20 protein-coding genes are annotated in these 20,857 nt (G+C 49.3%); 15 read left to right on the top strand and 5 right to left on the bottom strand.

Annotated elements, in window-relative coordinates:
* Window positions 1-34: 34 nt before the first annotated feature.
* From ACO0LN_RS22645 to ACO0LN_RS22635, 3 genes are all read right to left on the bottom strand, one after another.
* Window positions 35-994 (bottom strand): DUF932 domain-containing protein, encoded by a 960-nt coding sequence (locus ACO0LN_RS22645; protein WP_422977710.1) that lies wholly within the window; start codon window positions 992-994, stop codon window positions 35-37.
* A gap of 160 nt (window positions 995-1,154) precedes the next feature.
* A complete protein-coding gene (locus ACO0LN_RS22640) occupies window positions 1,155-1,529 on the bottom strand; it encodes a hypothetical protein (protein WP_422977708.1) in 375 nt (124 codons plus the stop codon).
* A 105-nt stretch (window positions 1,530-1,634) separates the two neighbouring features.
* Window positions 1,635-1,964 (bottom strand): hypothetical protein, encoded by a 330-nt coding sequence (locus ACO0LN_RS22635; protein WP_422977706.1) that lies wholly within the window; start codon window positions 1,962-1,964, stop codon window positions 1,635-1,637.
* A 252-nt stretch (window positions 1,965-2,216) separates the two neighbouring features.
* On the opposite strand from ACO0LN_RS22635, the gene ACO0LN_RS22630 reads away from it, so the two are divergent.
* The 5 genes from ACO0LN_RS22630 to ACO0LN_RS22610 are packed head-to-tail and all read left to right on the top strand — an operon-like array spanning window position 2,217 to window position 7,215.
* The gene (locus ACO0LN_RS22630; protein ID WP_422977704.1) at window positions 2,217-3,083 is read left to right on the top strand and encodes a hypothetical protein; all 867 of its coding nucleotides are present in this window, start codon (window positions 2,217-2,219) and stop codon (window positions 3,081-3,083) included.
* 5 nt (window positions 3,084-3,088) lie between these two features.
* Window positions 3,089-3,781: a hypothetical protein gene (locus ACO0LN_RS22625; RefSeq protein ID WP_422977702.1), complete on the top strand. Its 693-nt coding sequence runs from the start codon at window positions 3,089-3,091 to the stop codon at window positions 3,779-3,781.
* Window positions 3,774-4,553 (top strand): enoyl-ACP reductase FabI, encoded by a 780-nt coding sequence (gene fabI, locus ACO0LN_RS22620; RefSeq protein WP_422977700.1) that lies wholly within the window; start codon window positions 3,774-3,776, stop codon window positions 4,551-4,553. Before ACO0LN_RS22625 ends, fabI begins: the two co-directional genes overlap by 8 nt.
* Window positions 4,554-4,570: 17 nt before the next feature.
* Window positions 4,571-5,992, top strand: a complete 1,422-nt coding sequence (locus ACO0LN_RS22615) for a bifunctional enoyl-CoA hydratase/phosphate acetyltransferase (protein ID WP_422977698.1) — start codon at window positions 4,571-4,573, stop codon at window positions 5,990-5,992.
* Window positions 5,989-7,215 (top strand): acetate/propionate family kinase, encoded by a 1,227-nt coding sequence (locus tag ACO0LN_RS22610; RefSeq protein ID WP_422977696.1) that lies wholly within the window; start codon window positions 5,989-5,991, stop codon window positions 7,213-7,215. The genes ACO0LN_RS22615 and ACO0LN_RS22610 overlap by 4 nt, the downstream gene beginning before the upstream one ends.
* Before the next feature lie 258 nt (window positions 7,216-7,473).
* On the opposite strand, the gene ACO0LN_RS22605 is transcribed toward ACO0LN_RS22610, so the two are convergent.
* Both ACO0LN_RS22605 and ACO0LN_RS22600 read right to left on the bottom strand, forming a co-directional pair.
* Window positions 7,474-7,623, bottom strand: coding sequence for a hypothetical protein (locus ACO0LN_RS22605; protein WP_422977694.1), 150 nt, complete (start codon window positions 7,621-7,623; stop codon window positions 7,474-7,476).
* A 378-nt stretch (window positions 7,624-8,001) separates the two neighbouring features.
* Window positions 8,002-10,572 (bottom strand): cation-translocating P-type ATPase, encoded by a 2,571-nt coding sequence (locus ACO0LN_RS22600; RefSeq protein WP_422977692.1) that lies wholly within the window; start codon window positions 10,570-10,572, stop codon window positions 8,002-8,004.
* On the opposite strand from ACO0LN_RS22600, the gene ACO0LN_RS22595 reads away from it, so the two are divergent.
* From ACO0LN_RS22595 to ACO0LN_RS22550, 10 genes are all read left to right on the top strand, one after another.
* Window positions 10,571-10,717, top strand: a complete 147-nt coding sequence (locus tag ACO0LN_RS22595; protein WP_422977690.1) for a hypothetical protein — start codon at window positions 10,571-10,573, stop codon at window positions 10,715-10,717. The two genes, ACO0LN_RS22600 and ACO0LN_RS22595, sit on opposite strands and share 2 nt — an antisense overlap.
* A gap of 796 nt (window positions 10,718-11,513) precedes the next feature.
* Window positions 11,514-12,674 carry an Acg family FMN-binding oxidoreductase gene (locus ACO0LN_RS22590; protein ID WP_422977688.1) on the top strand — a complete coding sequence of 387 codons (1,161 nt, stop codon included), beginning with the start codon at window positions 11,514-11,516 and terminating at the stop codon, window positions 12,672-12,674.
* A gap of 4 nt (window positions 12,675-12,678) precedes the next feature.
* A complete protein-coding gene (locus tag ACO0LN_RS22585; RefSeq protein ID WP_422977686.1) occupies window positions 12,679-13,524 on the top strand; it encodes a DUF6920 family protein in 846 nt (281 codons plus the stop codon).
* 401 nt (window positions 13,525-13,925) lie between these two features.
* Window positions 13,926-14,417: a response regulator gene (locus tag ACO0LN_RS22580; RefSeq protein ID WP_422977685.1), complete on the top strand. Its 492-nt coding sequence runs from the start codon at window positions 13,926-13,928 to the stop codon at window positions 14,415-14,417.
* A gap of 398 nt (window positions 14,418-14,815) precedes the next feature.
* Complete coding sequence (locus ACO0LN_RS22575; RefSeq protein WP_422977683.1) at window positions 14,816-16,198, top strand: NAD-dependent succinate-semialdehyde dehydrogenase; 1,383 nt, start codon at window positions 14,816-14,818, stop codon at window positions 16,196-16,198.
* 333 nt (window positions 16,199-16,531) lie between these two features.
* Window positions 16,532-17,566, top strand: coding sequence for a zinc-dependent alcohol dehydrogenase (locus ACO0LN_RS22570; RefSeq protein WP_422977681.1), 1,035 nt, complete (start codon window positions 16,532-16,534; stop codon window positions 17,564-17,566).
* 9 nt (window positions 17,567-17,575) lie between these two features.
* The gene (locus ACO0LN_RS22565; protein WP_422977679.1) at window positions 17,576-18,610 is read left to right on the top strand and encodes an NAD(P)H-hydrate epimerase; all 1,035 of its coding nucleotides are present in this window, start codon (window positions 17,576-17,578) and stop codon (window positions 18,608-18,610) included.
* Window positions 18,558-19,055: an ADP-dependent NAD(P)H-hydrate dehydratase gene (locus ACO0LN_RS22560; RefSeq protein WP_422977677.1), complete on the top strand. Its 498-nt coding sequence runs from the start codon at window positions 18,558-18,560 to the stop codon at window positions 19,053-19,055. Before ACO0LN_RS22565 ends, ACO0LN_RS22560 begins: the two co-directional genes overlap by 53 nt.
* A gap of 11 nt (window positions 19,056-19,066) precedes the next feature.
* Window positions 19,067-20,050, top strand: a complete 984-nt coding sequence (locus ACO0LN_RS22555; protein ID WP_422977675.1) for a zinc-dependent alcohol dehydrogenase family protein — start codon at window positions 19,067-19,069, stop codon at window positions 20,048-20,050.
* Window positions 20,051-20,174: 124 nt separating this feature from the next.
* Window positions 20,175-20,828: a BON domain-containing protein gene (locus ACO0LN_RS22550; RefSeq protein WP_422977673.1), complete on the top strand. Its 654-nt coding sequence runs from the start codon at window positions 20,175-20,177 to the stop codon at window positions 20,826-20,828.
* Window positions 20,829-20,857: the final 29 nt, after the last annotated feature.

The following is a 20,857-nucleotide window of genomic DNA, read 5'->3' as shown; positions in this document are numbered from 1 at the left end:
TCAAAGCCTATTTCTTTCAGTGACGTGGATATGCTCAGGCCACCATCAGTAAAGCCTGATCCAGTGCTTTCTGCTTCAGAGTCGCACCCTGACCAAACCAGGCTGATTCCAGCCTGTGGTCAGTGGTACGTGCCCGTTTCTGGTGATCGACGTATTCAGTGACAGAATTCAGCAAACCAAATGCGGTTCCCTTGGAAGAACTCAGTTCTGCGCCTTTACCCTGGCCGTCATACAGCTCCTGTACTTTCTTCATCGCACGTTCATTGGTTAGGCCTGAAGCCGTATTACTGGGATCAGTAAAGACGCGCAGGAAGTAGTTCATTGCCTCATGCGACTTCACCTTCCGTTCGGACAGGGTTTTCATGCGGTACATGAAAGCATCCCAGGAAGCGACTGAAATACCCAACTGCCGCTTGACTGCCTGTGCATCAAAGTTCGTGTTGTGCGGCACCTTGACTGCACCACTACTATTATTAAGTGCTACAGCCAGCGTGTTATTGCATACCACCCGTATGCTGGTGAACTGTGCCGTCGTCGCCAGACTGCCGTCGCAGGCAGTTGCCAACAGTAGATAGGCATTCACTACGTCATTGCCTTTGAGCGTAGCTGACTGATTGGTTTTAGCCAACGCCCAGACCTTGCGGCCTTCCTTCAGGACACCGGCAGTTTCCAGCTCGAAGCCTGACACTTCCGTCAGGTCACGATAGAACTCCAGGATTTCGCGGGGTTGCACGACCTGATAGCGATTGGAGACGACTGACAAGGCTGCCTTGGTATCTGAGCGATATAGCACCTTTTGTTCGGGGAAGGTCATGATGGCCCCGAGACTGCCGACGCTTTCTGTCATAAAACGGACAGGGGACTCCTTGATTTCAAATGCCATACCGGCTTGCTTGGCCCAGACTTCAATGGGTTGTTTGGCTGTCAGTTGATTGCCCAGACCATGCCATGGAACTTCATTAACGTAAGCCATGGTTTCGATGAGGTGTGCCATAAAGAATTTTCCTAAGATAAAGACGCACGTAGTCATGCCGCTGAGACGGAACAGCAGAACAAAACAGCCAAATGAATACGATGCGAGAGGGGATTGAATGAAAGTATTGCTGGAAGGGTAAAACGAAGGATGGAACAGAAAGAAGAGATGAGTTGCAGATCTACCGGGTTTGCATGCTGAAGTGATAGCCGCAATCCTGGCACTCATAATTGTCAAGGATACGGTCATCCACGGTCTGGCCCAGTTTGACACCGACCGAACAACCGGTAGCACCGCCGATCAGGCCGCCAATGATGGCACCGGCGAGCGTGCCAAGGGCGATACCTAGAGGGCCGCCAGCGACGCCAATGGAAGCGCCGACTTCTGCACCTCCGACCATGCTAGCAGTACCTGCTGCGACACCGGCAACTGCACCGACTGTGCCACCAGTTTTCTTGCCATAGTTCTTAATGCGGATGCGGGTTGAATTGCAGCAGGGGCAGGCAGGATCTGCTGCCGCTGATATGTTTATTGCGGACGTGTTGATTTCTGACATGAAATGCCTTTTGTTTTGGAGAGTTGATAGGGAAAGGTAGTACTACAAAGTGAAACTAGGTTCGAATGAATTTTTTGAGCGAATTACAAGAAAAGTAAAACGAACTCAGGGTTTGCCAAGCATCATTCTAAGCATCCAGACTCTGGAGAGTGACACCAGGAACAAGACAAACAATGTAAAGGCTGCAAAGTCCATGTCCACATTGTCGTGGACGGCAAGGAACATGTAAGTAATTAGGGAAATGAAAAAGTACAGACAGACACGGAGATAGCTGCGGTTGCTCTTGCGGGCGAGGGCTCTTGCCAGCATAGGGCGAGACTTGATTGCTTCGTGCAATGCCTCGGCGCTCAATGCTTTAAGGAGCGGGTGGTAAAGGATAATAGTCGCTAGTGTGAGTACGGCATTGACGATAGAGAAGAAAATGTTGTGATCCATGAGGATTTCCTTTATTGAATATTCTGAAGAGGGAAGGGACTGGGTATCAGAGAGATACAACGCCTGATTCCAATTCAGTGATATGTGACTGAGAATTTTTAGAATACCTCTTGGAGAGACTTGAAATCTGCTACTAAATTATTGGGGCGGCGATATAATTTAGGACACACTCGCGATAGATTCTTAACGTCGCGGCGAGGGCGGCAATTGGAAGATATCTGTTGAACTGATTTTGAGGTTATTAAAAGCGATATGGCTAACAACGATACAAAACAGAATAAGAGATCAAGTGAAATGAGTAATCGGGTTTCCGACTACTGGAAATATTTCCTGCTTACTCTTAGCGCAATAGCTTTAGTTACTGGAATCGGCTATCTGTTGTATGGATTCACAGCAAATGGCACAGCCCTGGCTGTACTGGGCATGGCAATATCCGTATTGGCTATTCCAGAGCGATTCGATTCATTCAAGGCTTTAGGATTTGAAGCAAAATTGAGAGAGGTCAAAAATGATCTCCATGATCAATTAAAAGCAGAATTCCTTGAGTCATCCCGAATTCATGCAAATTTCTTGTTTCAGCAATTGTCCTTACTTGGACGGCGGGAAACTGAGCCAAGAGTGCAGAGTCTGGAGAAAGCCAAAAGAATCTTCAATCATTTGTCAGATATTGGAATGTCTGCGGAAGAACTGGAAGAAGTGAGCAAGCCCTGGCATCGGTCGGTTTTTATTGATCTTATTTCACCAGCGGATAAAGCTATTCATGCCTGTTTAAGTCTGTTGACGCAGCATCGTGTTGAATTACAGAGATCTGGCGCAGACAATAGTGAGGCAATCAGATTAACTGAGCAAGCGATAGCTATTCGTGGAAATATGCTAAACATATTTAATGCCGAACCAGAAGATTTGCTGAAATCTATGCAGGAAGTCCTGCTAGCAATTCGCGGCGCAAATCTAGGTGAAGCACAGATTCATTTTAATGATTCTTTCGGGGAGGCTGAATCATCTCTTGGCTATGCGCAGGATTACTGGAAGACCAAGGTCCTGAAAAATGAAGCGTATTGGAAGAGGCTGGTCACTTCTGATAACGATATTTGGCAGCAGTTTTCAAGCTCTGTTTAATCCTCATGAATATACTCGCGGTAGAAGACCCGGCTATACCGGAAGTATTGGATTTGTCGTCTGGGTTGCATATGTCAGCTCATCAAGTCATCGGCACTGACTATGAGAAACTCATCCAGCTTCGTATGAAGATAAAAGAGAGGCTAAAGAATGGGATGCCTCTCTATGCTTGCTCAGTCTGTGGAATTGCGGTGAGCTTGCTAAGGAACAAGATGAGTCGCCATTTTTTCTTTAGGCATCTGAAGGAAGATGGATGGTGTCCGCAAATTTCTCGCGATGAGTTATCGAGAGAGGAGATCAATTCACGCAAATACAATGGTGCAAAGGAAAGTGCACTGCATGGCAGAATGAAGTCCTTAGTAGCTCAATCTCTGGCGGCAGACAAAGAATTTTCTGACATCAAGGTAGAAGAGAGGTGGATGGGAAGCCTGTCTGGCGAGTGGTGCCAGCCTGATATTTGTGCGACATATCGGGTAACAACGATTGTATTTGAAATTCAACTTTCGACGACTTACCTGGATGTTATTGTAGAGCGGATCAGAACAAAGTTTGATCTGTATCAATGTTTTGACCTTGCGCTGACCAGTTTCTGGCATGCGCAAGCAAGATGGCGCTCGCAGCTTATTCATGCAGCTTATTTATGCAACTTTCCTAAGCAGGTTTCCTACATCACCCGGATCGGTAAAAAAAATGACTGAAGCAAGTTCTTCTTTTTCATTGCAAGGCAAGCGTGGCATTATCATTGGCTTGGCCAATGAACACAGCATCGCCTATGGCTGTGCTGCCATGCTACGGCAACTGGGCGCAAAGATGGTGTTATCCTGCGTGAATGACAAAGCCCGGCAATTCGTGGCACCACTGGCAGGCGCGCTTGAATCAAGCTTGGTGGTGTGCGATGTTGAGCAGGATGGCTCTCTGGAAGCACTGGTTGATGCCGCGGCCAAAGAATTGGGTGAGCTCGACTTTGTCATCCATTCCATCGCCTGGGCACCGCTGGATGATTTGCATGGTCGCGTCATCGACAGTTCCAGTGCCGGCTTCTCGCGTGCCATGAGTGTGTCTTGTCATTCATTTGCCCGCCTAGCCAAACTGTGCGAACCGCATTTGAGCAAGAATGCCAGTATCATGACCATGACATATCTGGGGGCAGACGAAGCAGTTGCGCATTATGGCATCATGGGCCCGGTCAAGGCCGCGCTGGAATCAACAGTACGTTACTTGGCGACTGAGCTTGGCGCCAAGGGTACGCGGGTACATGCCATTTCCCCAGGCCCTGTGCCTACCCGCGCCGCATCGGGTTTGCAAGATTTTGATGCATTGATGCAAAAAGCCATAGCCCGTTCACCTTTAGGCAGGCTGGTGACACTGGATGAAATTGGCAGGTTGGCCGCCTTTCTGGTCAGCGATGCATCTTCAGGCATGACAGGCCAAACCCTGTATGTTGATGGTGGTTATCACATTGTGAATTGATGAAAGTCCAATATCCCATGAATACCATAAACACTGATTTGAACGAGCCAGACATCATTTCCAATGTGGTGTACGAAGATTTGCAAATAGGGCAGAGCGCCAGCCAGGTACGTACATTGACCAATGCCGATATCCAGGCTTTTGCCACGGTATCAGGTGACGTCAATCCCGCCCATCTGGATGCCGAGTATGCAGCACATACCTTGTTCCATGGCGTTATCGCTCACGGCATGTGGGGCGGGGCGCTGATTTCCACTATCCTTGGCACGCGCCTGCCTGGGCCAGGTACGATTTACCTGGAACAGAATCTGCACTTTGCCAAGCCTGTACGCATAGGCGACACCCTGACTGTGTCAGCTACCGTCGTGGCAAAAGACGACGAAAAAAAGCGCGTGACCCTGGACTGCGAAATCATCAACCAGAAGGGTGAGAGAGTCGTTTATGGCAATGCCCTGGTCATCGCTCCGACAGAAAAAGTCAGTCGCCCGCGCACCCATTTGCCCACCATGACCATGTTTGACCTGGGCGAACGCCAGCGCCATTTGCTGGATAGTGTCAAGGATTTGCCAGCGATACGCTGCGCGGTTGTTCATCCCTGTGATGCAGACTCCTTGCAAGGGGCAGTGGATGCCGCCAGGCGGGGCTTGATTATTCCGGTGCTGGTCGCCCCACTGGAAAAACTGCTCGCCGTCGCTGCAGCCGCGAATATCGATATCACAGGATTTGAAAAAGTTGATGCTCCACATAGCCATGCCGCTGCCGACATAGCCGCCGAAATGGCTGCCAAAGGCCAGGTAGAAGCCCTGATGAAAGGCAGCCTGCATACTGATGAACTCATGCATGCCGTGGTTGAATGCACTGCCTTGCGCACTGGTAGGCGGTTGTCGCACGTTTATCATCTGGATGTGCCCATGTATCACAAGCTCTTGTTGCTGACAGACGCCGCTCTGAATATCTATCCCACCCTGCCAGAAAAAGCTGACATACTGCAAAACGCCATCAACCTGGCTCACGCACTGAACATCCCCCTACCGAAGGTCGCGCTGTTGTCGGCGGTAGAAACGGTTAACCCTAAAATCATGTCTACGATCGATGCTGCTGCTTTGTGCAAAATGGCGGAACGCAAACAAATCACTGGCGCAATTGTTGATGGCCCGCTGGCATTTGACAATGCCATATCTGCCCGTGCAGCACAGATCAAGGGCATAGTTTCTGCCGTTTCTGGAGATGTTGATATTCTCATGGTGCCGGATCTGGAATCGGGCAATATGCTGGGCAAGCAATTTGAATATCTGGCAGGCGCTGCAACTTGTGGTGTAGTCCTGGGTGCCAAAGTGCCTATTGCATTGACCAGCCGTGCCGATGGGCCATCTTCCAGGGTTGCTTCAGCTGCACTGGTCAAATTGCTGGCCCATGAATACCGGAAGAATGCACCATGAAAAACCCGGTCATCCTCTCTGTGAATTCAGGTTCGTCCAGCATCAAGTTTGCGCTGTACCCGTATACTGATGCAGGAGTCACACGCAGCAATCTGACTGGCGTGATTGAGGGACTGCAACCGGGTGGCAAGCCTGTCATACAATTCCGTGCTGGCACCGAAGTGCAGCAATTGACTTTGGATGAAGCTGCAATCAAGGCGGCAGATGGTGATCAGTTTGCTGCTGCATTAGTAGCCCTGCATGGTTTATTGCTGAGTCATAGCGCAGACATGCAAATAGCTGCTGTTGCCCACCGCATAGTCCACGGTGGCGAGCGCTTTTCATCTTCCATTATTATCGATGATGACGCCCTTGCTTACCTGCATACCCTCGATACGCTGGCCCCCCTGCATCAGCCGCATAACCTGGAAGGAGTAACCGCCTTCCGTCGTGCCTATCCCGGCATACCACAAATAGCCTGTTTTGATACTGGCTTCCATGCCGATATGCCTGCACGCGAAACCACGCTGGCTTTACCGCAATCTCTGCGTGCCACTGGCATACGCCGTTACGGTTTTCACGGCCTGTCTTACCGCTATGTCGCCAGCCACCTGGCCCAGCAATCGGCACGCGCATTTGATCCTGCTGCCGGGCGCGTCATCATGCTGCACCTCGGCAATGGTGCCAGCGCCTGCGCCATGAAAAACGGCAAAAGCATCGCCACCTCCATGGGCTTTTCTGCACTCGACGGCCTGATGATGGGCACCCGCTGCGGCGCACTCGACCCCGGTGTCTTGCTGCACCTGATGCAGCAGGGCTGGGATGAAAAACGACTTGAAACGACTCTGTATAAAGAATCCGGTTTACTGGGGGTTTCCGGCATTTCTGCTGACATGCGCACCCTGCGCGGTAGCAGAGACCCGCAAGCCAGCTTCGCGATCGATTTATTCACCTACCGCGTCATGCGCGAATGCGGTGCATTAAGCGCCTGTTTGAATGGCCTGGATGTGCTGGTGTTTACAGGCGGTATAGGCGAGCACGATGCCGCTTTAAGACAGCAAGTGGCAGAGGGGCTGGCGTATCTTGGTGTGCAAGTTGATGCAAACAAAAATAGCGCAGCACGTGGGGATCACATCATGGCAATCCATACCCCGAACAGCAGCATAGAAGTCTGGGTGGTGCCTACTGATGAGGGGCGTATCGCTGCAATGGATGCGCAGCAGCTACTCCACCTCAAGCAATGAGGTGAATTTTTTAAATGACTCTAAGTGATTACACAGCAGCCTTGGACCCAAAACAAAGTTTGCCGTGATATCAAAAATCTTGGCTCACTCTAGTTTTGCTGGTTGCGCCGATCTCTTCTTGATCACTTCAATTTTAGTTTTCAAGGTTTGTAATTCCTTTAGCGATTCAAGGGCTTTGGGAGACAGGTTTTCTGTCTCTTTCACGATGTCCAATAGCACGTCAGTGTTCTGACCAAGTTGAGTACCATACGACGCTAGCTAAAATACCTGCGCCTCTATTCCCGCATCCCCTGAGACAGGCGGAATCATATTGTAGAACCAGGTCGTATTCGGCTCTATGCTTTGCGCAACGCTGCCACTCCAGGGAGAGTGAACCTGTGGTGACCAAACCCATAACCATGGATACATGATAGCTCCTTGTTTTGATGAGAATTTCAATAAACAATCACATGCAACTTGAAACAAGGGCGTCCTTTATTGACAGTACACCTCACTAAAGATTACGACTAGCTGGACCAATTATGTTGGACGGAACCAGAAGGTTATTTTTCAGAAAGCAAGCGTATCAGTACATCTTTAAAAAGTTAGTAAAATCCTTAGCAAGGATCATAAAAAAGTATAAAAATCTAATTGGCCGTTCGAAATTTCGAACAGAATATCGTCTTCATAATTGGTATTGCAAGCGTCCACATTATTGTTTTGCATTTTCTGATCACTTGTCTTACCGTTACTTTCAAGTACCCAAACATCATTCCTGAGATTAAGCTGTGAGTGAAAGATTAGAAATCATTTCATAAATACTCTGAAGGTCGCCATCAGAGTGATGCAAAGCAGCGCGGCAAGCAAGCTGATTGCCAATTGAGCGAACGGTAATCTGGCAAAATAAAACAGCTTGACTAATTCAGGTAAAAACAGCGCCAAAGACAACACTGCGACAGCAAATGTTACCACCCACCACAACACTGGGTTGGGTAGACGCAAACTATGCAAAATATTGGCTGACAAACTACGGTTGATGAAAATAAGACCTATATTGCCTATCACCATGGCCGTGAATGCCATAGTCCTGGCTTGATTCACTTCCATCGGTTGTTGCAGGGCCAGGTAGTAAATTGCCAGTATGGTTAAGAGCAAAGCTGAACCTTGCAGCAAACCCTTGAGTAAGGTTTTGCGGTTAAAGATGCTTGCATTGGTGGCGCGTGGTAGCCTATGCATGACATCTTTTTCTTCCACCTCTGCTTCAAATACCAGTGAACAGGTAGGGTCAATAATGAGTTGTAAAAACAAAATATGCACAGGCATTAGCATGACAGGCCAACCCATCATGACGGGAATAACCGACATGCCAATGACAGGGATGTGAACGGCAACGATAAAACAAATGGTTTTTCTTAGGTTATCAAAGATCCTGCGACCTGATTTGATGGCTGCGACGATGGACGAAAACTCATCATCCAGTAATACCAATGCAGCAGACTCACGCGCCACGTCAGTGCCACGCTTGCCCATGGCAATACCTATGTTTGCAGCTTTCAGCGCAGGGGCATCATTCACCCCGTCACCCGTCATGGCAACGACTTCTCCGGCGGCTTTGAAGGCATTTACCAGACGCAGTTTTTGCTCCGGGGCGACACGGCAAAATATGGCTACGTCGGCAATGCGTTGCTGCAATTGCGTCTCATCCATGTCGTTGAGTTCTGCCCCGGTGATGATGCCCCCGGTAACTGGCAAGCCACACTGTGCTGCAATATTTTTTGCGGTTGCAGGATAGTCACCGGTAATCATCACTACCCGTATCCCGGCAGTCTGACATTCATGGATAGCTTCTGGCACTCCGGGACGTATCGGGTCTGCCATTGCTATCAGACCGACCAGTTCAAAATCAAAATCATGCTGGATGTCCGGCAGTTCAGCGTCCGCTATGTTCTCGATGATAATGGGCGCATGGGCGGCCTTGAATTTTGCTTTGGCAACACCGAGTACACGTAGCCCTTTTTCAGCCATCAAGTTGACTTGTTCCAGCAATGCTTCTACTTCATCGGTTGGCAAATGGCAAAGGTCGGCGATAGCCTCGGGCGCTCCTTTGGTGGCAATGACATACTGCTCCCTGTCTTCCGATGCCCATACTCTGGACATGGCCAGCAATTCCTTTGACAGTGGATATTCTTCGACCATTCCCCAGCCCGCGTGCAAATGCTCGGTTTTGCCGAGCATGTTGTTACCGGCGTTCTGGATAGCCACTTCCATAGGGTCAAACGGCTCACGGTGGCTGGCCAGAATGGCGAACTCAAGCACTTCATGAAATTCTTCTGGCAAATCAGATGTCGGCTGCTGGCAGTCAATGACTTTACTCCCTGAGAATAATAGTACTACCTCCATTTTATTTTGCGTCAGCGTGCCGGTTTTGTCCGTGCATAAAACTGTCGTTGCTCCAAGAGTCTCTATGGCTGGTACTCTGCGCGTCAATACCTGCTGCTTTGCCATGCGCCATGCGCCTATACCCAGGAAGAGGGTTAATACGACTGGTAATTCTTCAGGTATCAAGGCCATTGCAAAAGTAAGACCTATCAGTACCCCATCCAGCCAAAGATGACGACTTAATCCATACCAGATTGCCAATAATACAGCCATGCCCAGGCTGGAGAGGGCGACATATTTGACTACCTTGCGAGTTTCAACTTGCACCCGCGTGGGCTCTATTTCGACCGACGATAAGGCTGCGCCTATCTTGCCTAAGGCAGTCTGGCCACCTGTTGCCAGCACTTGCGCCAACCCTTTGCCTTGCACTACCAGGCTACCAGAAAAGACAAAAGGCGTATCTTCACCTCCAGCTTGTCCCATTAGTGCTGGTAAAACTTCCTGGGCGGCTTTATTGACAGGAACAGATTCACCGGTCAGCAGGGATTCATCGACAGTCATATTCAAGCAAGACAACAAGACAGCATCTGCGGCTATCCTGTCGCCTTCGGCCAGTACAAGCATATCGCCAGGAACCACTTCACGGCCTGCTATCCGTATTTGTTGGCCATCCCTGATCACCAGCGCCCGCGGGCTGGATAAGTCACGTAAGGCCTCCAGCGCACGCTCAGTTTTGTGCTCCTGATAAAAAGTTATTGCGATGATGACAAAAACAAAAGCCAGAAGCACCAGCGCTTCTCGCAAGTCTCCCAGTAATAGATAAATGCTGCCACAAGCGATTAACAGCAAGAGCATAGGTTCACTTAATACTGTCCAGGCAATTGCCCAGACCTTGCGTGGCTTGGCTGATGGCAACTCGTTGGGACCGATTGCCAGAAGTCGCTCGCTTGAAGCGGCAGAGCTAAGTCCGGTGGTTGCAGCAAGCTCAGGTGTTGCCATGTCAGCGCCTGTCAGTGGTGATTCAAAGTTACAGCTTTACAGAGATAAGCAGGCTGGCATATTGATCAATCGCAAAGCTACGGCATTGAAGCAGGAAGTAGAACTCATTTCATCAATAGGGGTGGGTGCGGCCAAGTCGATTTGAGGTGTAGTGCAAGGCAACGCGATGGATGACACAACCACCTTCAGCATTTGAGACCTGACCTGTCTTTGATAGATGAATATAGTATTGATGAAGAATTTTAACTTGTGACATATGGGCCCGCTTGTCTGCCTTAGATTCCAGAGACTTTTCGCTAAACCGCTTGACCAAATCCTCACATATGTCCCATCGCTGGAATCGCTCTGGTGGCGATGTGCCAGGCGAATAAAATTTACTGTCGAATTCCGTCAGCAGCAATTTGGCTTGAACCCCTAAGTTTGCTCCGAGCAATACTGTAGTCGGAAACTATCAGCGATCTGATATGCGATTTACCTGTAGGACTGGCTGTGAACGGAAATACTTCAACATCGCACTCTAATCTTGATTAGATCCTAACGTTTATTTTGAACTTCTTGTAAGGGAAGTTGCTTTTCTGGTTCAGTTTACTCATGGTGTGATTCAAATGGTCATTACCGAAATGAATCGCAAAATGATGGCTGGAAGAAAAATTTCTACTATGCATGGGAAGTTTTTTAAAGACGCTGGCAGCTTTTGAGTTGAAAAATCGCTAGCATCAGTAAGGCATATCTTCACAAGATGCTTCGTTGCTCCAAAAACTCTTTCAATATAAGGAAAAAATTCAGTTGCCTCATGCCTCTATGATACGTCCAGATTGTCGGATTTGTGCTGGCTAGTAACCACAAACAGTAAGTGTGTCAGCGCACAGAGTCAGCCTTGAGCAACGCGCATGATGATTGATTATGGAAGCTTAAACGCATGTACGCAAGAGGAGCAGGACATGGATCGTCGTACGTTCGTTCAGGTAGCCGGCGGCGGCTTTATCGTCTCTGCTGCAATGGCCTCCGCAGGATGCGCTCAACACATGCCTGCCGTTGCCATTGAGTCGTGGCGCGGCCCAGGCCAAGAAGCTGACCTCAGACGCTGGATAATCGGCTATGCGATCTTGGCACCGCACTCCCACAATTTGCAATCATGGATTGTAGATTTGCGTACACCGAATGAAATAGTATTGCGTTGCGACCTGACCCGCCTATTGCCAGAGACTGACCCATTCTCGCGGCAAATTATGATGAGCCATGGTACCTTTCTTGAGCTGTTGGATCTGGCTGCGCGTGAGCGGGGTCTGAGAGCCGATATTTCACTGTTTCCAGAAGGTGTGTTCGGCTCGTTCACACTTGATCAACGGCCGGTCGCACGTATACGGCTAGCGCCTGATCCCTCTGTAATCAGGGACCCCCTATTTACTCAAATACTGAATCGGCGAACCAATCGTAGTGTCTATGACTCTGCCAGTCGCGTGCCGTCGGAGGCATGGCAAGCGATGTCGGAGAGTGTTAAGCCGAATTCCTTGCGTATTGGATTTGTTGGCCTGGATCAGCCTGATGCGCTACATCGTCATCGTTCCATTGCTGCCGAAGCATGGCGTATCGAACTGAGTACGGCGAGGATAGTCATGGAAACGTACAAGGTGCTGCGTGTCGGAGGTGCGGAAATTGCACAACACCGAGATGGCTTGTTCGTGCTGGACCGATTCCCTGTCGTGATGAGCAAGCTTGGGCTATTCAACCGCGGCAAACCGCCTGCACCATCCGACTACGCCACCACCAGCCAGATCAAAGATTTCAATACAAAGCTCGACTCAACACCAGGCTTTTTGTGGATGGTTACCGATGGCAATGACCGCGTGACCCAGGTTAATGCAGGTCGCGCCTATGTTCGGGTGCAACTTGCTGCCACTGCCGCAGGAATCGCTTTGCAGCCACTTTCGCAAGCCTTGCAGGAATATCCAGAACAGGCCAAACCCTATGCAGATATTCGCAGTTTACTCAATGTATCTCATCCGGACGGCACCGTGCAGATGTGGGCTCGGGTTGGTTTTGCACCACCAGTCGGACCTGCGCCACGTCGAGGTGTTGACGCACAACTATTAAAGGGATGAGCCGATGATCATTCTGGCCTACATGATATTGTTGGCGGTTTTGGTTGCGGCTGCCGTTTTGGTGCTGGGTCACTTGCGCTGGAAGCGCAGGAGCTTCGCCCTGTCCGAAAAAATGCAAGCTGCCTGTCGTCTTTTTTCCATAAAATTCTATGATCCAGTCGAAATCGAAGATCTACCGTTACCAGTGAAACGCTACTTTGAGACCGCATTGCGCGAGGGGCAGGCAATGATCGCCATTGTTCGGTTTACACAGCAAGGGACGTTTCGGCAAAACGAGAAGAAGGACAACTGGCAACCGTTCCAGGCTACCCAGTTCGTGACAACTCATCCGCCAGGATTTGAATGGGATGCGCGCATCAGGATGGCTCCGGGCATCTATGTCTGGGTTCGGGATGCATATGTTCTTGGTGCGGGATCTTTGCGTGCTGCCCTACTCGGTCTTATAACAGTGGCAGACTTACGTGATACTGCGGCGTTGGCAAGCGGCGAGCTGATGCGTTATCTGGCTGAGGCGGTTTGGTACCCAACAGCACTACTGCCTAGCCAGGGTGTGCTATGGCAAAGCATCGATGAAACCTCCGCAAGGGCGACTCTCAGTGATGGCACAACTACTGTCTCGCTAGATTTTAGATTCGGGGCAGATGGCTTGATCGCGGAAGTATGGTCTAAATCCCGTTCGCGAACGGCAACCGAGTCGGCACCATGGCTTTGCCGTTTAGGTACGTATGAACAGCGTTTCGGTATGTCTATCCCGCTGCTGGGTGAGGTGGAGTGGGAATTGCCGGCGGGACCGGCACCATACTTTAAGGGGCGATTGACAAACATTGATTATGAGTTCGTAAGCCAGTAAACAATTCATTCTGCTGATTAATTCGATCTAACGTCACTATTTCAATGGGAAATTGTTTCCAAATCTTCTCAATCAAATCACTTGCTTGGAATCATCATCGACCTATTCAGTCTGAGTAAATCCGTTCTCTATGATTTACAGAGATATCTTTGGTCTAGCACCTTGATGTAAATCAAACGATTTGTCGTTTGCACTCATATGTCCCATTACTGTTGCGCAATGAAATGAAATGCGTATAAGTGTGATGTCGCACAGACCAGAGCTCACATAAGGTTTAATCTCACCTGTGCACTTACTAAAGTTAAAAACTTTTGTTTAACCAAGAGTTTTCCAACTTGGACTATTTTTGATGTGTATAGATTTTTCTATGATCTCCAACTTATTGTAAAGAGGCTCCTGATTTGTCTAATACACATATTTGCAGTCAAGAAACTATTTTTTCCACGCAAAAAATCCTACCTGACTATCGTAAAGTGCTTTATATCGAAGACCATCCGGCAAATTTAGCTTTGGTAGGTAACTTGCTGGCGAGACGCCTTGACTGGAAGTTGCTAACAGCTAGGGATGGCAATCTTGGTATTACCATAGCCCGCACTAATCAACCGGACGTTATCTTGATGGATATTAACTTGCCCGGTATTAGCGGCTTCGAAGCATTAGAAATTTTGCTTGCAGATCCAGAAATTGCGCATATTCCCGTCATTGCATTATCGTCAGATGCGTTTCCGCATCAGATAGAAAAAGGCATCAAGGCCGGATTTTTTCGGTATTTGACCAAACCATACAAGCTCGATGATTTGATGGGTGCGTTGGATGATTCCATCTATTTTTCTTTAAGTAACTGTGGTTACTCGGCAACCAATCTAGGCGAAGAGGCCACCGTTCTAACGTAAAAAAGACCGAAACATAGTAACCGTAATCCCAAGCAGCACAAGCACTATTTTCCTAGTTACTTTGTTCTTTTATGCGTCGCCACCTCAACCTGATAAGGCTACTGTTCCTTCACTGGTAGTCTGAATATTCACTCCATTTTTCCAGTATTTATTGCTGAAAAATCGGTAACAAGGATGTTCTTACAAGCACGTGACGGCTTCAAATTCTTTCTCTAATCGTCGCTGCCAAATGTCGTGATAGTCCTTACATCGCGATATTTTTAATATGCGTGCCACCGTACCGAAGGCTATTGCATAGAAGTCCACTATCGGACGATTACATTTACCTTGCAAACGATCATTCTCAGCAATATTGCAGAGAGCGAAGCCTTTGCAATTACTCAGAAAGAGTTCACATCATGGCCTATCAAAGCATCAACCCGAACGACGGTAAGATCATTAAAACATTTGAGCATTTCAATAAATCTCAACTTGAAAAATCACTCGCTACTGCTGAATCATGTTTTCAAGCATGGAGACATACTATCTACAAAGACCGCGCCGCTATCGTAAATAGGGCAGCCAAGCTTATGGCTGCGAATGTGGATGATTTCGCCAAGCTGGCAACGCTGGAGATGGGCAAGCGCATCAACGAAGCGCGCGGTGAAGTTATTTTCAGCGCTGATATCCTGACCTATTACGCAGATCATGCCGAAAACTTTCTCAAGCCAATGACGTTGAGCCCGAAAGTCGGCGAGGCACACATGGAAAGCAGCCCATTTGGTGTGCTCTTTTGCGTTGAGCCATGGAATTTCCCGTATTACCAACTTGCGCGTGTCGCCGGACCGCAATTAATGGCTGGTAATGTCGTGGTAGTGAAGCATGCAGGCTGTGTACCACAATGTGCGATTGCCTTTGAAAAGCTCTGGATTGATGCTGGTGCTCCTGTGGGAACTTATACGAATTTACTGATTACACATGAACAGTCAGAGGCTGTGATCGACGATCCACGTATCAGAGGTGTGGCATTGACCGGGAGTGTTGCGGCGGGACGGGCCGTTGCTGCTCGAGCTGGGCAAAACCTCAAAAAGACTTCGATGGAATTAGGGGGTAGTGATGCGTTTATCGTGCTTGAAGACGCTGACCTCGAAACAACTATTCCATGGGCGGTCTGGGGAAAAATGTATAACGGTGGTCAAACTTGTTGTGCCGCGAAGCGTTTTATTGTGGTCGACTCTATAGCTGACGAATTTCTTGAGAAATTCTCGTCTGCATTGTCTGCATTAATACCAGGTGATCCGATGGACGAATCAACCACGCATGGGCCTTTATCGACAGAAGAAGCATTACTTCAATTAATCAAGCAGGTTGACGGTGCCGTGAAACATGGTGCCAAGCTAGTGATGGGAGGTAAGCGTCTTAACCGCGCTGGCTCCTTTATGGAAATCACGATCCTCACTGACATCAAGCCAGAAAATCCAGCTTTCCGCGATGAATTCTTTGGACCAGTAGTTTGCTTCTACCGTGTCAAAGACGAAGCAGCTGCCATTGCGTTGGCAAACGATTCCGACTTTGGCTTGGGCGGGTCAGTATTCACCCAAGACATCGCGCGTGGCAAACGTATTGCAAGCCAGGTCGATACCGGCATGATGTTTATTAATAATCTCGATTGGGCAGATGCTGAACTTCCGTTTGGCGGGATCAAATACTCCGGTTACGGACGCGAATTGGGCAACATGGGAATACAAGAATTCGTGAATAAGAAGTTGGTCCGTATTACAGAGCACTCTGCCCCCAACTGATTGACGAAAAAATTCAATCATGTACATCAACAACGTCTCAGTTTTAACAAAGCCACTTGCACGCAGGTGTCGCGTGGCACTCGAGCCTCCTTTGACTTCGACAATAAACGAAGCGGGCGACCATTTTCATCGTTTGAAGGGAACCTTAACAATGAAATCTCAAGACGGTAGATTGTCTGATACCAAAAACCAGATTAGCTATCAGAGCGGATCCTCGGACTGATTTCGTCCACTTTCAGCAGTCTGGCAATCAGGGGCAAAACCCATATCGGGGTCGTTGTCTTACCACATCGCAGGTTGCGTGAGCTTACGTAAGCTCAAAAGGAGATATTCATGACACAAAAAATGCAAGCGGCAGTTGTCGAAAATTTCGGTAAGCCATTAGCTATCAGAGAATGGGACATTCCCCAACCTGGTCCCGGCCAGATTCTCATAAAAACCGAAGCCTGCGGTGTTTGTCACACGGATTTACATGCTGCCAATGGTGATTGGCCACTCAAGCCTGCATTACCATTCATTCCAGGGCACGAAGGCATAGGCGTTGTTACTGCCCTAGGTAAAGGAGTAACTGCTGTAAAAGAAGGCGACCGGGTAGGCGTACCCTGGCTCTATTCGGCTTGCGGACATTGCGAATACTGCCTGGCTGCCCGGGAGCCAGTGTGTGCCGATGCCCAGTTTGGTGGTTATACGAAGAATGGCGGATTCGCCGAATTCATTGTTGCTGATCCAAATTATGTTGCACACATTCCATCACACCTGGCATCACGAGATGCTGCACCGCTTATTTGTGCAGGCATTACCTCGTATAAGGGAATCAAAGAAACGCAAGCTAAACCCGGCGATTGGATTGTCATTTCCGGCGTTGGTGGCTTGGGACATTTAGCTGTTCAGTACGCAAAGGCGATGGGCTTGCATGTATGTGCAGTCGATATTGATGACAGTAAACTCGCGCATGCAAAACGTCTCGGCGCGGATGCAGTTGTCAATGCCAGGGCCGAGGATGCAATTGAAGCAGTGAAGAAAGCCACTAGTGGCGGGGCGCATGGAGTATTGATTACCGCACCTTCGCTTGCAGCGTTCAAACAGGGTGTAGGTATGACCCGCAAGTGGGGCACCTGTGTATTGGTAGGGTTGCCGCCCGGGGAATTCCCGACGCCATTGTTCGATGTCGTCGCCAATTGCATCACGATTCGTGGTTCTTTCGTCGGCAATCGCCTGGACATGGCAGAAGCATTAGCTTTTGCAGTGGATGGTAAGGTCAAAGCGGATATTGAATTGCAACCACTGTCGGCGATCAATAAGGTATTCGAACGACTTGCGCATGGTGATGTACCCGCCCGTGTTGTGCTCGAATTTATCGATTCCTAGGGTAATCCAATGTCAATTGTCTTGAATACTTCCACGGCTTTGCTTACGGCAATTCAAATGGCTGAAGCGGATCGCTTGACTACTGCGAACGGCATCAGCGATATTGATCTGATGGAAAATGCAGGTCGCCCCGTCGCACAAGCAATCCTGCAACGCTGGGCAAGATGTCCTGTCATCGTTCTATGTGGCCCTGGTAGCAATGGTGGTGACGGCTTTGTAGTAGCCAGACGACTAGCTGAAGTCAACTGGCCTGTACGTATTGCATTATTGGTTCCGCGCGATCAACTTCGAGGCCCCGCTGCCCATCACGCAGCGCTGTGGCGGGGGGCCGTAGAATGCATGGCTCCAGAGGCACTTGATGGTGCGGAATTGGTTGTCGATGCAATTTTCGGGGCAGGGTTAAGTCGTCCGCTCGAAGGTGTTGCTGCTACCACGTTAGCCGCAGCAGCAGCTAGCAAGTTGCCAATCGTCGCGGTTGACGTACCTAGTGGCTTAATGGGTGACTCGGGTTTAAGTCTCGGTGCTGTAAAGTGTGTACTCACGGTAACTTGCTTTCGCAAGAAGCCCGGTCATCTGCTGTTGCCAGGACGATCGCTCTGCGGCGAAGTGGTAGTGGCCGACATTGGCACGCCGGTGTCCGTATTCGGTGAGGTCAATCCCGATACTTTTGAAAACGATCCAAGATTATGGGCAAGTGCTCTTCCTAAGCTCGCAGAAAATGACAACAAATATACGCGTGGACACGCATTGTTAATCGGTGGGTATCCAGCGACTGGTGCTGCGCGTATGGCAGCACGCGCTGCGGCACGCTCCGGCGCAGGACTGACTACCATAGCCGTGCCTGAGTTGGCATTGCCCATATACGCGGCTTCCTTGACCAGTATCATGGTAAGTCCCCTCGTGATTGCCGAAGATCTGCAATTGCTACTGTCAGATAGTAGATACTGGATTTCTGATTGGCCCTGGCACAGGGTGTGGTCCGGCAACTCGTGTGCAGGTGCAGGAAATCTTGAAGACGGGGCGACCCACTGTACTCGACGCTGACGCATTGTCGACTTTCCGGGATGATCTATCAGTGTTGTCTCGGTCCATCATTGGACCCTGTGTGTTGACGCCCCATGAAGGCGAATTCACCCGCCTCTTCGATGTCAGCGGCGACAAGCTGACCCGGACCCGTGCTGCGGCACGAGCATGCGGCGCGATCATCGTTCTCAAAGGCAGCGATACAGTAATCGCGGCACCAGATGGAAGGGCCATTATCAATGCCAACGCACCACCCACCTTGGCTACTGCAGGTGCAGGAGACGTACTTGGCGGCATCATACTGGGCCTACTGGCACAAGGTATGGACCCCTTCCTGGCCGCCGCAGCAGCAGTTTGGCTGCACGGTGCTGCTGCTAGTGCTTTCGGTCCAAAGCTATTAGCTGAGGATATTCCTGATCTGCTTCCAACAGTCTTTTCGCAATTACAAGCGTTACCTAGGTCATAGGTGAATTTATTATGCAAGCAATGGTATTGACCAAGGTTGGTACTCCGCTTGAATGGACGAATTTACCTGATCGTGAACCAGGGCCAGGCGAAATTCGCGTGAAAATTGGTGCATGTGGTGTCTGTCGCACAGACTTGCATGTGGTTGATGGCGAATTGCCGACTCCGCAGGTACCGATAATCCCTGGACATGAAATTGTAGGGAGAATAGATAAAATAGGATTGGGGGTTGAGGGATTCACGTTGGGCGAGCGTATCGGCGTCCCTTGGCTTGGCCATACCTGCGGTGTTTGCCCATATTGCGTCGACAACCAAGAAAATCTCTGTGATCGACCGATATTCACCGGATACACTCGCGACGGTGGTTTTGCGACGCACACGATTGTTGCTGCCCACTTTGCCATACGACTAGGGGAAGTGGGCAGCGATGTGGAACTTGCCCCTTTGCTGTGTGCTGGCCTTATTGGGTGGCGTTCCTTAGGTATCGCTGGACCCGGCAGAAAGTTGGGACTGTATGGATTCGGCGCATCTGCACATATCGTGGCACAGGTAGCGAAATGGCAGGGACGCTCTGTATATGCTTTCACCCGCCCAAGTGATATTGCTACCCAAGCTTTTGCGCTTCATCTTGGCGTAAATTGGGCGGGAGGATCTGACGAATTGCCCACAGACCACCTCGATGCAGCGATTATTTTTGCACCCGACGGTGATCTAGTGCCTATTGCGTTAAAGGCGGTTCGAAAGGGTGGGCGTGTTGTATGCGCTGGGATTCACATGAGTGATATTCCCAGCTTGCCCTATCGCTTATTGTGGGAAGAGCGGCAACTTGTGTCGGTAGCAAACCTGACGCGGCAAGATGGAGCCGATTTTTTCCGACTAGCACCTCAGATTGGAATCGTTACCCACACCAACAGCTATCCCCTTAGCCAGGCAAATTCAGCGCTTGATGACCTTCGTGCCGGTCGGTTCGAAGGTGCAGCAGTGCTTGTTCCATAAGTGATGTCTTTTGGAATTGCGCGTAAAAAATATAAAAAAAGACTGCTATATGTTTGACATCGAACAGACCAAGCAACGAAATGCTTGTAGGCTAAATTTTCCCCAACTGTGAAAAGAGACAAAAATGAAAACCGATGCAAAACTGAAAGAAGACGTTAATGCTGAGTTGCAATGGGAGCCGTCTATTAATGCAGCAAGAATTGGTGTGGAGGTAAAGGATGGCATCGTGACTCTCGCTGGACATGTCGATAGCTATTCAGAAAAACTGGAAGTCGAACGCGCTACACAACGTGTCACTGGTGTTAGAGCGCTCGCTGTTGAGATCGAAATTGATTTGCCTGGCACTAGCCACAGGCATGATCGTGACATTGCCGCTACGGCACAAAACGTGTTGGGCTGGATGTCGATTTTACCGTATGGATCAGTCAAGATCATGGTTGAAAATGGCTGGATCACTCTCTCAGGAGAAGTTGATTGGGAATTTCAAAAGGTAGCAGCAGTCGTTGCCGTTCGTTACTTAATGGGTGTCAGAGGCGTGAGCGACGATATCCAGATTAAAAGTAAAGTGTTCCCTGGTGTCGTCAAATCAGAAATTGAAGCTGCATTGAAACGCAGCGCCATGGATGACGCAAAAAAAATAAACGTCGTAGTGGATAACGCTAATGTGACCTTGTCCGGAAAAGTAGGCAACTGGTCTGAGCGTGAATCTGCAAGGCATGCTGCATGGGGTACACCTGGTGTAAAAAAAGTAGTCGATAACATGACGCTGTCTTATTGATCCTCAAGCAATACCAGCATCTTCACTCG

The organism is Undibacterium sp. TC9W, assembly GCF_049339865.1.
Classification (GTDB): Bacteria; Pseudomonadota; Gammaproteobacteria; order Burkholderiales; family Burkholderiaceae_D; genus Undibacterium.
The sequence above is the reverse complement of the archived record's forward strand: the minus strand, read 5'-3'. Positions and strand labels throughout refer to the sequence as shown.